Raw genomic sequence first — 12,244 nt, forward strand, 5'->3', positions numbered from 1 at the left:
AAAGAAATGAAGTACGTGACGCTTTTACTTCAAGTAGGCGTGCTATATGTATTTAGCCTAGTGGGTACGTGGATTCAGGAAATATTCCATCTATCAATACCGGGGAATTTAATAGGGATGTTAATACTGTTCCTGCTCCTTTCCACTCGCGTTTTACCGTTAAAATGGTTTGAGTTAGGTTCGGAAAAGTTAATCGTATTTTTACCGTTATTTTTAATCCCTTCGACAACAGGGCTCATGGAATACGGGTCTTTTCTTTTCAGTAAGGGAAGTATTATATTCCTTTTAGTAGTTGCAAGTACTGTAGTAACTTTGATTGTTTCAGGGTATATAAGTCAATTATTAGTCACATCAAAAAAATAAAATCGACAAGGTGCACGATTCAAATGGTCTTAATTATTATTACTGTAGCAATTTATTTCTTGGCGACAAAGCTATATAAAAAATTTACGTTTGCATTTACGTTACCAGTGTTAACAGTTACGGCAATTATGATTTGTTTATTTTTGATTTTTGGTATTTCTCATCATGAGTATAGGGAAAATGGGGGAAACATTCTTTCAAGCTTATTGAGCCCTGCAATTGTAGCATTGGCCATACCTCTATTTAAAGAGCGAAAGATACTGATGAAAAATTTTTCATCGATACTAATCGGAGTAGTGATAGGTATAGTGGCTGTAACGAGCATGAATGTAGTGATTGGCGGAATTTTAAATATAGATAAGGAACTTATATTAACTACTTTACCACAGGTAGCGACAATGCCAATTGCCCTTTCAATAGCGGATCAAATTGGTGGTATTCCATCTATGACTTCTAGTTTTGTAGTTGTTGCAGGAATAACAGGTGCTATGATCGGACCAACAGTACTTAAGTTTTTCCGTATAACAAGTACGATTGGAAAAGGAGTTGGAATGGGCTGTGCATCACATATTATCGGTGTGAGTCGTTTAGTGAAAGAAGGCGAGAAAGAAGAGACTATCGGTTCGGTAACGATGATTGTAACTGGAATACTTATTAGTATACTAATACCGTATGGAACGAAATTTATTTTTTAAATGTAATGGAGATGATAACAATGACAACATGGTTTATAGTTACATTATTTGTTTTTGGAGCTATTAAAGTATTAGTTTCTAGCATGCCCACTTCTGTTGTAGAATCAATTATTAGTAGATTTGAATTGCATCAAAAGCTTGAGGCGGAAAATACTTCTATATCGATAGATGGAAAAAATATAGAGGGAGAAATGAAACTACAAGTTATTCATGAATTTAATGAGGCGTTGTTTTTAGATAAACATTATTTCCCGCCGCACGGAGAAGGGACACCAATAGTCATTGATACGAAGAAAGGGAGTAAAGAGATTAGATTTTCGCTATATAGCTATGAGGAACATGTTGATGTCATTAAGCAATATAAGAAGAAAGTCGTTGCCTATCGTTTACGCTCTAAAAGCCTTCAAACATTGACACCATTAGTAATAACGGAAGAGTATGCTTAAGAAGAGACCTATAATGGTCTCTTTATTTTTTTATCCAATTATATACGTTCCAAATAAAAGAATGAAAAATTATATAACCAAATAAAGAATATGTATGGTTCCAATTCGCACTATGTACAAATAAACCTAAACTTTCAGCAATCTGTTCAAAAAGGCTAGCACAAATACCGATTGAAATAATAAATGAAATTCTAGAAACTTTAGATAATTTTTTTGAAATGTGTATAAAGATAACTGTTAAAATCGGCAGTACGAACAATGTAAAAGCTATATTAACCGAAAATGTGGATGAGAAGGGCCTAGCCGGAAAGGAATATATTTGTTTATGAACAAAAAAGGCATCTAAGCAAGTTGCAATAATAGAAGAGAGAAAGATTGTAACTACTAATGCTAGAAACTCATTCTTCTTCTCGGAGGAGGACATTTTTCTTTGCGAGAATGGCGATTTCAATTTTTTCGAGTGTTTTGCAGTAGTCTTCTGTAATTTGTCCATTTATATTTTCCTCCTTATCAACTAAGTAATTTACAACTTGCCAATCGGTAAACCAATCTTCACTGTCAACTTCTTCATGCTTCATATCTCGCCATGCATAGATGAGTGCAGGGCTGTATATACGATAAGCGCCATTTCGTAACTGGCATTTCTTAATTCGGCGCTTATAAAACTCACGGGAAAAAGATTCATTTACACTTGAAAATAAATGGGGCCAGTAATCTTTCCTAGATCCTGTATGTGGATGGTGTTGAGCCCAGCTTATTATTTGAGATAAAACATGTGTATCTCGAAATAATAATGAGTACAATCTTTTTCCAATTAATATCCGTTCATGTAAGGAAGTGAAATGTTTCATTGTATCACCAAATAGTAATACTTTTTGTTTCTTATCATTTTCGTAGAATGGGAAAAGGATATGATTAAACTGAAAGAAATCAAAGAGTTTAAATCCAATACTATTTAGTACAGTCTTTTTAAATTGTACATTTTGAATTACTCTTTTTTCTAAGTAGTTTTGTTCATTAATAATAGTTGCAATTGCTAAAGTTTTTTTGTTACCTGTTTTCCAAAAATGGTTCCACATCGTTTCCATAAATGTAGAAACATTTAGGTGAGGGAGAAGGTGAAATAACTTTTGTGATCTCTTTACACTTTGTTCGTAAAGTAAAAATTGAGGGTATACATCTTGGAAAATAAGCCAATTCCCTCTTTCTAAAAAAGAAAAAAATATGAATTGATCTTTCTCTGATAAAATTCTCGTATATAAATCGCCCTTTAAATCAGTCATATTCCAACCGCCGTTACGTGATACCATATGCCCAAGCAGTGCCCAATGTATTTCTGGATATTGAATGTAAAATTGGTAGTATGCGCGTGTTCTTGTAACATTATTTTTATTTAGTTGTTCTGTTTGTATTTTTATTTTGTTGATGATGAGTTGTTCTTCTTTCGTTAATTTATACATGGTGTCAGAAGGAATAAGTTTGCTTTTTTGTTTCAATTCATTTTTTACGTCGAATAGGGAGAGAGGCAGTGCTTTGGAAGGTCCGTTATATGTATGATTTGAATTGCTTCGGTCCATTCCGTTACCTCCCTTTTTCATAAATTTAAATATGATTATTGGCTATGAATCATTCTATTTATTTTATTACGAGTATAAGAAATAAATGAGCGGTGTTTTTTTACAAGGAATTTATTTATCATGCAAACGGTATAAAAAATCTTACTGTTGTGAGATGAAATGAAAAACAGAAACTACGTTTAATAGTTTCTGTTTTTTTATTTTGTCAATTAAATGTAACAAACGACGATTATGATTTGAATCAATTGAAAATAATTCAATAAATATTATTTAAATTGAGATGTTTCGTAGGAGGAAGAAGAATGTTAAATAAAATGATTTTAATTACTGGTGGTACAGGTTCGTGGGGGCATGAACTTATAAAACAACTATTAGAAAAATCACCGAAAGAAATTAGAATTTTTTCAAGAAATGAAACGGTTCAGTTTGAAATGCAGCAACAGTTTATAAATGATGATAGGTTAAAATTTATTATTGGAGATATTCGTGATAAAGATCAACTAGTCTATGCTTGCCAAGGTGTACATTATGTGTTCCATCTTGCAGCTTTAAAACATGTTCCAGTATGTGAGTATTATCCTTATGAAGCTATAAAAACCAATATACATGGTACGCAAAATGTAATTGAAGCCTCTATACAGATGCAAGTTGAAAAAGTTATATATGTTTCAACGGATAAAGCAGCTGATCCATCAAATACGTATGGGATGACAAAAGCAATTGGTGAAAAATTAATGGTTCATGCGAATATACAAACGAAGAAAACAAAATTCATTTGTGTTCGTGGTGGAAATGTTTTAGGAACGAGTGGAAGTGTAGTACCACTTTTTAAACAACAAATTAAAAAATCTTCACAAGTAGGGATTACCGATGCGAATATGACTAGATTTTTCTTAACAGTTGAAGATGCTGTTGGGTTGTTATTTAAAGCCGTATCTCAAGGTAGAGGCGGGGAAATCTTTGTTATGAAAATGCCGGCATGTAAAATAACAGATTTAGCAGAAGTATTAATTGAAGATTCCGGAAAAGAAAATGTTAAGGTAAAAGAGGTAGGGATAAGACCGGGTGAAAAATTAAGTGAAATGCTTCTATCTGAGGTAGAGAGTAAAACAAGTATAAGTTTTGATCAAAATTATTTTGTGGTACTACCGACTATTCCTATACAAGGACTTCAACAATATTATTCAAGCTATCCTCTAGTGGATGTGAAGAGTTTTAGTTCTCAACAAGATTTACTTGCAAAACATGAGGTGAAACAAATGCTATTAAAAGGAGGGTTTTTGCGATGAAAAAAAATGCGAGCCTTTTAATAACTGGTGCAAATGGTTTCACAGGACGCCATGCTTGCCACTATTTTTTACAGCAGGGCTTTCATGTAATTCCTATGTTTCAAAATCGTGCATATGGAGAAAAAATTAGAAATGGTATTACTTGTAATTTAACTAATAAGAGCGAAGTAATGAAGGTAATGAAACAAATAAAGCCAGACTACGTATTGCATTTAGCAGGAAGGAATTCGGTTATAGAATCTTGGACAGCTGCCCTTGAATATATAGAGGTTAATGTAATAGGAACATTATATTTATTAGAAGCAATTAAGCAAGAAGCCTCGCATTGTAGAACATTAGTTATAGGATCTGCTTTGCAAGCAGATAGTATGAACGAAATAAAAATTTCAAATCCATATAGTTTAAGTAAAACGATGCAAGTTATTATTGCAGAGGCTTGGGGAGGATTAATGGATTCAAATATTATCATTGCAAAGCCCTCAAACTTAATTGGTCCAGGGGAATCGAATGGCATTTGTTCGATTCTCGCAAAGAAAATGATAGATATAGAATCAGGTAGAAGTAAAGCCATTATTGAAGTAAACAGTTTGAAAGATAGTAGAGATTTTCTAGATGTACGTGATGCGATTAAAGCGTATCATGTGTTATTACGAGATGGAATAAATGGAAAACAATATAATATCGGATCAGGAGTAAAACGATCTTTGTTAAATGTACTAGAACAATATAAAGAATTAACACAGCTAAATTTTTTTATAGAGGAAACAGAGAAAAGTGGGAGCGACTCAAATGAGAGTTTAGCAATAGAGGAAATAAAAAGGTTAGGTTGGATCCCAGAAATTGAATTTCATCAATCATTAAAAGATGTACTTGAGTATGCGAAGTGTAGTGACATCTGCATGCAATGAAAAACAAAAAAGGGTGTAAGAAATATATGAATGATTATGAAATAATAGATAATCAAAATACGCTATTTCTTTCAATTGTTGATGCGTTGGATTGGAGAGATGAAGAAGCGCATGTACTGCGTCTTTATGAGGCAATACATAAATATCAAGCGTATGTAGAAGAAAAAAGGGTTAATCAAATAAAGTCAGCATTAGAGACGGAAACTAGATATGTGATTCAAATCTTTGCTCAATACGAGTGTAGTGAGTATGGAAATGATTTTTATGAACTCATTAAAGATCTTTTACAAGATATAGAGGTGGAGTTAAAGATTTATATAAAAAATAATAATTTTATTTACATTTAAAAGGTAAATATAAAGCTAGATTTTTAATAATAAAGGTGGGTATAAGTTATGAGCAAAACGATTCTTTTTACTGGGGGCGGTACAGCCGGACACGTTATGATTAATATTGTATTAATTCCTAAATTTATAGAGAAAGGCTGGAGAGTCGAGTATATTGGATCCAAAAATGGAATTGAAAAATCATTAGTGCAAAATGTTAAATACAATAGTGTTTCAACGGGCAAGCTTAGGAGATATTGGGATTGGGAAAATTTTAAAGATCCTTTTAAAATTATACGAGGTTGTTTACAAAGTTATAAATTAATTAAGAAAACAAAGCCTGACGTTATCTTTTCAGCAGGAGGATTTGTTTCAGTTCCTGTAGCTATAGGAGCATGGTTAAATCGTGTGCCTATAATTATACGTGAACCAGATAGCACATTAGGACTTGCCAATAAAATAGCATTACCTTTTGCTACAAAGCTATGCACAACATTTCCTCAGACAGGAGAAAATGTAAGTAATGAGAAGAAGGTTTATGTAGGACCAATTGTAAGGGAAGAAATTGAGAAGGGTAACGTATTACGAGGAAGAAGATATTGTGAATTTCAGCAAGATAAACCAGTATTATTAATTATGGGTGGGAGTCAAGGTGCTAAGTGGATAAATGATATGGTAAGGGAATGTTTAGATACAATACTATTAAAATTTAATATTATTCATATATGTGGTAAAGGGAAGGTAGACCCATCTATTGGCATGGAGGGGTATATGCAATTTGAATATATAGGCGACGAGTTGCCGCATATACTAAATATGGCAAGTGTTGTAGTTTCCAGAGCGGGTTCTACTGCTATTTCTGAATTGTTATTTTTGAAGAAACCGATGTTGCTTATCCCGTTAACTAACAGTTCCAGCAGGGGAGATCAAGTTTTAAATGCTGAATATTTTTCACGGCAAGGATATGCGGAAGTTATACTCCAAGACAGAGTAAGTACGAATACATTTATACATGCAGTAAATAAGTTGTATACAAATAAGGAGAAATATATTCAAAACATGAATGGATATAAGAAAACAAATGATGAGGGAATTCATCAAATAATAGATATAATAAATGAAGTGGTGGAGTAATAGAAATGTAAATAGAAAAACGAAAGGAAAGAAGGTATCTTCTTTCCTTTTTACTATATTTGTTCAAATTCATTATTATTTATTCTAATTAGTTATGTACTATCGGTGAATGCCGTTTTCTAATAGCTCAGTAAATGCATGAATATGAATAGGTTTACTGTAATAATAACCTTGAATAAACTGACATTTATTTTTTTGAAGGAAATTTACGTGCTCTTTCGTTTCTACACCTTCAGCAATGACAGACATTCCTAATGTATTTGCTAATGTGATGATCGTTTTAATAATTTCCATTCCATCATCACATGTTTCAGACATTGTAATAAATTCTCTCGGGATTTTTAACGTATCAATTGGATACAAAGGTAAGTAGGCTAGCGAAGAATAACCTGTACCAAAATCGTCGATAGAAATGTGAATCCCTAAACTTTTTAGTGTACGCAGTTTTATCAATGTTTCTCGCTCATCCATCATTGCAATTCGCTCTGTTAATTCAAGATCAAGAGAGCTTGCTGGTAAACCTGTATTTGTTAAAGTAGAAGAAATAGATTTTACAAAATCTTCTTGTTCAAATTCTTTAGCAGATAAATTTACACCTATTTTTAAATGTGAATATCCGAGTGCGTGCCAACGTTTCATTTGCTTGCAAGCCTGCTCTAATGTCCATTTTCCTATTGAAATAATTTGTAGTGTTTCTTCTGCAATCGGAATAAACTCGTATGGAGAAATAATACCTAATTCAGGATGATTCCACCTAATTAAAGCTTCTGCACCGATAATTTTATTAGATTCACTATCAACTTGAGGTTGATACAAAAGGAACAATTCTTCATTTTGTAGTGCGTTTGGTAAATCTTTTTCTAATCGTAATCGTCTTTCAATTTTTTTAGCGATTACATCGTCATAAATAGAGACAGAGTTAAGCTCTTTTGCTTTTGCATCATACATTGCAACATTAGCGTTTTTCAGAAGTGTAGCGGTATCGATTCCGGAATGTGGATAAATAGCGATGCCGATACTCAGTGATAAAGTTAATTTATGCTCATGTATGATAAATGACTTTTTCATGCATTCAAATAATTGGTTACATAATTGGAATAAGTAATCTTCGTCAGTATAGTTTTCAATTATGATTGTAAATTCATCGCCACCGATTCTTGAAAGATGAGTATGTGATGGAAGACATGATTGGAATCGCTTTGCTACTTCTTCTAATATGTAATCTCCTGATGAATGTCCAAGTGTATCGTTAATTGCTTTAAAGCGATCTAAATCTAAATATAATAATGCAAACTCGCTTTCTGTTATTTTAGCATTTTTTATAACTCTCTTTAATTTCTTATGGAAAAAGGCACGGTTCCCAATTTTCGTTACAGTGTCATGGAATGCTAAATATTTTATTTCTTCTTGCTGTTTTTTTAGTGCAGTAATATCTTTCACCATAATATAGCTTCCTGAAATTTGTCCGTCTATTATAATAGGAATGATTGTAACGTATAAAAAATAAGTAAAGCCATCTTTATATTGAGAACTAAGTTGTAAGAATGCCGATTCTTGTTGTTTCACTTTTTCTAATGCCAATGCTAGCTTATGCTTATCTTCATCTAAAATGATCGAAAAACAAGTTTCACCTAGTAACTCATCCGTTGGTGCCCCAAGTAGTACACTCCCAGCCTTATTTACATTTAAGAATATTCCATTTAAATCAATGGTGAAGATAGGGTCAGGATGATATTCATATAATGATTTAAACTTTTGCTGTTTTTGAGAAAGAGCCTCTGATTTATGAACTAAATCAGACGTCCGTAAAGTAACTTTTTCTTCTAGTTGGGCATTAAATGCCTGCAAACGTTTTGTTAAGGAATTGTTTTGCATACGTACGATAGAATGACGAATGAGTACGAAAATAAAAGTAATACAATTTCCTGTAATGAGAGTTGAAGAGGATGTTTGTTCTTTTAATGTAAACCCGATTAGTATTGCAACAGCAAGATAGGGAAATACAACTAAAGCTTTTTTTCCTATTATAGGGTTTACAAGGAAATAATTTTTATGGCTATTATGATCTTCTGAAATAGAGCCAGCTATTGCAATAAGTAATATAGGTATTCTATATAAAAGACGTAATAATATTATAGTTTCAGTTGATAAGTGGTTATTTAAGTAAAAATAAATATAGTTAAAAGTTGCAGAACTTATTAATACAAAAATAAAGATATAAATTTTCCGTTTGGAATTAAAAATTGTTGGACGGAAAAAGAGACTAACACCTAGCAGTAGAAATAATAAATCTGCAATTGGGTATAAAAATGAAAGGAAAACATCTCCTAGTGAAAGAGCGAATATATTTAAATTTGGTTGATTAAATAAATACCATTCTAATGTGAATATGGAAGTAAGCACTATGCATATATCACAAATAAAGAACGCTTTTTCCCATTTATTGCATTCCTTTAAGATTTTATAGCAGAAAGCGATAAGACAGAAAAATAGAAAAAACATGTAAAATACATCAGAAACCGTAAAACGATGTATTGGAATTTCGAAGAAGCTATCTTGATATGTATATACTATTTTTCCTAATAAAAAACTACCAATTGCTATTGTAATACATATCCAAAACGGATTTGAACTGACTTTCTTAGAATATATAGAGTAAATCAGTGATACAAATGTAATGGCTTCAACGACAAGTGAAGCGAAGCGTACATCTGAATTTGAAAAATGAGTAGGGAACAGATAGAAAAACATAAAATAGATTGAATAGCATATCAATGTTCCAATTAATATACATAATTGTAAATTTTTATTTAATTTCAATGAAATCACCTTCTTTAATTATGCACTATGTTCGTTATATCTATACATAATAATATTATTTAAGAATTGTATCAGATTTCCTTATAAAAATCATGTTTATAAGGAAAGTGTTAAAGAGTGTAAGTATTCTTAAGGTTGAAAAAATATTGCGGTTGATAGTATAGACTGTATCAAGACTTTAAATAGAAATTGTATATTTAGTCATCCTTTGAATTGTAAAGTTTTTTTAGTGATTTGTAAGTGGAGATGCAAAATTGCATATAAAATGATGTGTATCTTTTTTTGGTGAGATTTTTATTTTTAATCTGAAAATTAACATTTGTGAAAATGTTGAGAAAGGATATAAAATAAGAACGTGTATTCTTACAGAGTGGAATAGTATTGCCACTAAATAGGGAGGCTTTTTTATGATATATCGAATTAAAGATGCAGAAATATACTATGAAATTGTGGGAGAGGGTAAACCAGTCATTATCATACATGGCTGCTCCCCTGACCATAGGTTAATGATGAAATGTATGGAATCAGTATTTCAGAAGTATGAAGGTTATAAGCGAATATATATTGATTTACCTGGTATGGGAAAATCGAATGCTCCAAATTGGATAAATAGTTCAGATCGTATAGTAGAAGTGCTTATCACATTTATTGAGGAAATCATTTCTACTGAAAAATTTTTATTGGTAGGAGAATCATATGGAGGCTATTTAGCTAAAGGTATACTTGCAAAGATGTTTGAGAGAGTTAGCGGATTACTATTAGTATGTCCTGTTGTTGTAGCGGAGCCAGAAAAAAGGATTCTTCCAGATAAACAGGTAATTGTACAAGATGAGGAATTTTTAAATACGCTCACTTCCACAGAAAGAGAGGAATTTTGTGAGTTAGCTGTAATAGCAAATGAATATACATATAAGCGATTTAAAGAAGAAATTAAGCCTGGGTTAGATGTTGCTAATGATGAATTTATTGAAAGGTTGCAAAAGAATTACTCTCTTACTATGGATTTTCAGCGTAAAAAATATGAAAATCCCGTTCTTTTACTGACTGGAAGACAAGATATATCAGTAGGTTATCAAAATATTATAGAAATTATTGAAGAATATCCAAGGGCAACATTAGCAGTGTTAGATATGGCAGGGCATAATTTGCAAATTGAGCAGCCTGAATTATTTGAGAGTTTAGTAGGAGAATGGATTAGACGAACAAATCAGCACAGTTTATAAAGTATTTTAGTATTACGCCTAAGTGTTGAAATGGGATAAATGAACGTGATTTATTAACTTATCTCGCTATTTTCCTGTAAAAGCCCGATTAGTAAGGGCTAATTAAAGTTTCACTTTATAAAAAATTTTAAGGAGAAATTATGAGCACATATATTTATATGGTTAGACAAGGTGAATCACCAAAACTAGAAGGAAATGAAAGAATGCGCGGGTTAACTGAGAGGGGACATATGGATGCCCGTAGAGTAACTGACATATTAAAAGCGGAGAGGATTGATACTTTTATTTCAAGTCCTTATAATCGGGCTGTGTTAACGATAGAGGAGTCAGCTAATTTCCATGAAAAAGAAATAGTAGTATATGAAAATCTTAAAGAGTGTATGTTTTCAAGTGAGGATCAGGTTATATCAGACAAAGAGGTGTATCCACTTGTACAGAAGATGTTCTCTAATCCGGACTTTGCACGAACGGAAGGAGAGTCATATGCAGATTGCCAGAGAAGAGTAGTGAAAGTATTAAAAGAAATCTTAATGGATTTTCAAGGATGCAAAATTGTAATTGGTACACATGGGCTTGTCATGACATTAATGATAAACTATTTTGATAAACAATATGGTTTTGAATTTTTAATGAATACGTCAAAACCGGATATATATAAGATGGAGTTTAAAGAAGAACAATTAATGAATGTAGAGAGATTATGGAAAGAGGAATAAAATTAGTTGCATGGATTTTGTTGTAAAAGTTACTTTTATAGCAAAGTCTTTTTTTTGAATAGAAAGCATCTTTATCAACTATTTTTAGAATGTTAAATAAATAAGTAATTATTCAGTCTTTGAATAAATTATGGAGAAATTGGTTTAGGGAAACAATTTTAAATGTGTCAAAACTCCAAACGTTGGATTTATATTCAATAGGAGAAAAAGATGTAGAATTTTGTCTTACAGTCCCCGTTTACTTTTCATTTCATTACATATAGGCTTTGTGGTGTAAGGGAGGACATCACCTTTACACAAAATCTATAAGGAGGTCATTGTAATGAAACAGATTAAAAAGTTTGCGGGAGTTGCTTTAGCGGGGACGATTGGATTGAGTGGACTACTGTTTTTAGAACCAAGTGTAAGCGTTGCGGAAGCACAGCAAGTGAAAGTAGAAAATTTCAATATAATTGATGTAACGATGAATCTAAATGAATTGTATGTATTAAGTGGCAGAAGTATTGATATTCTTTCTGGAGATAAAGAAGCAATTCAGTTAAATAAATACACAATTAGTTTTAATAAACCTGGGAAGTATGTGATTAAAGTAAATGGCTGTATTTATGATGATGTATATACTTTTATTGTAAATGAGTAGTATATATTCTTAAATTGCGAGATAAAAACAGAAACACCCTATTTGCGATGAGAGTCGTAAATAGGGTGAATTTATTTGTATTAAGCTGTACTTTAAATATGTTCACT

The 12,244-nt window shown here is 31.9% G+C and carries 13 protein-coding genes; 10 read left to right on the forward strand and 3 right to left on the reverse strand.

From position 1 onward, the window contains the following. Nucleotides 1–6 precede the first annotated feature (6 nt). From ACS2CR_RS04355 to ACS2CR_RS04365, 3 genes are read left to right on the forward strand one after another with little or no spacing between them, the layout of a single operon-like run. A complete protein-coding gene (locus tag ACS2CR_RS04355) occupies nucleotides 7–363 on the forward strand; it encodes a CidA/LrgA family holin-like protein (RefSeq protein WP_000878485.1) in 357 nt (118 codons plus the stop codon). A gap of 23 nt (nucleotides 364–386) precedes the next feature. After that, nucleotides 387–1,058, forward strand: coding sequence for an LrgB family protein (locus ACS2CR_RS04360; protein WP_053513893.1), 672 nt, complete (start codon nucleotides 387–389; stop codon nucleotides 1,056–1,058). A 20-nt stretch (nucleotides 1,059–1,078) separates the two neighbouring features. Then, nucleotides 1,079–1,504, forward strand: coding sequence for a YfmQ family protein (locus tag ACS2CR_RS04365; protein WP_000214645.1), 426 nt, complete (start codon nucleotides 1,079–1,081; stop codon nucleotides 1,502–1,504). 22 nt (nucleotides 1,505–1,526) lie between these two features. Here the strand turns inward: ACS2CR_RS04365 and ACS2CR_RS04370 are convergent, their stop codons facing one another. After that, the gene (locus tag ACS2CR_RS04370; protein ID WP_033667178.1) at nucleotides 1,527–1,928 is read right to left on the reverse strand and encodes a CBO0543 family protein; all 402 of its coding nucleotides are present in this window, start codon (nucleotides 1,926–1,928) and stop codon (nucleotides 1,527–1,529) included. Next, on the reverse strand, nucleotides 1,903–3,081 hold the full coding sequence (locus ACS2CR_RS04375) for a DUF2515 domain-containing protein (RefSeq protein ID WP_000376162.1): 1,179 nt from the start codon (nucleotides 3,079–3,081) through the stop codon (nucleotides 1,903–1,905). The genes ACS2CR_RS04370 and ACS2CR_RS04375 overlap by 26 nt, the downstream gene beginning before the upstream one ends. A 302-nt stretch (nucleotides 3,082–3,383) precedes the next feature. On the opposite strand from ACS2CR_RS04375, the gene ACS2CR_RS04380 reads away from it, so the two are divergent. From ACS2CR_RS04380 to ACS2CR_RS04395, 4 genes are read left to right on the forward strand one after another with little or no spacing between them, the layout of a single operon-like run. Further along, nucleotides 3,384–4,370: a UDP-N-acetylglucosamine 4,6-dehydratase family protein gene (locus ACS2CR_RS04380; RefSeq protein ID WP_053513891.1), complete on the forward strand. Its 987-nt coding sequence runs from the start codon at nucleotides 3,384–3,386 to the stop codon at nucleotides 4,368–4,370. Continuing rightward, nucleotides 4,367–5,278: an NAD-dependent epimerase/dehydratase family protein gene (locus ACS2CR_RS04385; protein ID WP_000739083.1), complete on the forward strand. Its 912-nt coding sequence runs from the start codon at nucleotides 4,367–4,369 to the stop codon at nucleotides 5,276–5,278. The genes ACS2CR_RS04380 and ACS2CR_RS04385 overlap by 4 nt, the downstream gene beginning before the upstream one ends. Beyond that, nucleotides 5,275–5,625, forward strand: coding sequence for a DUF6572 domain-containing protein (locus tag ACS2CR_RS04390; protein WP_002101267.1), 351 nt, complete (start codon nucleotides 5,275–5,277; stop codon nucleotides 5,623–5,625). Before ACS2CR_RS04385 ends, ACS2CR_RS04390 begins: the two co-directional genes overlap by 4 nt. 48 nt (nucleotides 5,626–5,673) lie before the next feature. Further along, nucleotides 5,674–6,738, forward strand: coding sequence for an undecaprenyldiphospho-muramoylpentapeptide beta-N-acetylglucosaminyltransferase (locus ACS2CR_RS04395; protein ID WP_053513889.1), 1,065 nt, complete (start codon nucleotides 5,674–5,676; stop codon nucleotides 6,736–6,738). A 99-nt stretch (nucleotides 6,739–6,837) separates the two neighbouring features. Here ACS2CR_RS04395 and ACS2CR_RS04400 read toward each other — a convergent pair whose 3' ends face one another. Further along, entirely contained in the window at nucleotides 6,838–9,558 is a 2,721-nt protein-coding gene (locus tag ACS2CR_RS04400) for a putative bifunctional diguanylate cyclase/phosphodiesterase (protein WP_000773555.1), read from the reverse strand. Between the two features lie 407 nt (nucleotides 9,559–9,965). Here ACS2CR_RS04400 and ACS2CR_RS04405 point away from each other — a divergent pair, with 407 nt between their 5' ends. The 3 genes from ACS2CR_RS04405 (at nucleotide 9,966) to ACS2CR_RS04415 (ending at nucleotide 12,137) form a co-directional block, all read left to right on the forward strand. Beyond that, a complete protein-coding gene (locus ACS2CR_RS04405) occupies nucleotides 9,966–10,781 on the forward strand; it encodes an alpha/beta fold hydrolase (RefSeq protein WP_053513887.1) in 816 nt (271 codons plus the stop codon). 140 nt (nucleotides 10,782–10,921) lie between these two features. Continuing rightward, nucleotides 10,922–11,497 (forward strand): histidine phosphatase family protein, encoded by a 576-nt coding sequence (locus ACS2CR_RS04410; RefSeq protein ID WP_153602384.1) that lies wholly within the window; start codon nucleotides 10,922–10,924, stop codon nucleotides 11,495–11,497. A gap of 322 nt (nucleotides 11,498–11,819) precedes the next feature. After that, nucleotides 11,820–12,137 carry a hypothetical protein gene (locus ACS2CR_RS04415; RefSeq protein ID WP_000809493.1) on the forward strand — a complete coding sequence of 106 codons (318 nt, stop codon included), beginning with the start codon at nucleotides 11,820–11,822 and terminating at the stop codon, nucleotides 12,135–12,137. Nucleotides 12,138–12,244 lie beyond the last annotated feature (107 nt).

Origin of the sequence: Bacillus cereus group sp. BceL291 (assembly GCF_051776705.1) — a bacterium.
GTDB lineage: Bacteria > Bacillota > Bacilli > Bacillales > Bacillaceae_G > Bacillus_A > Bacillus_A cereus.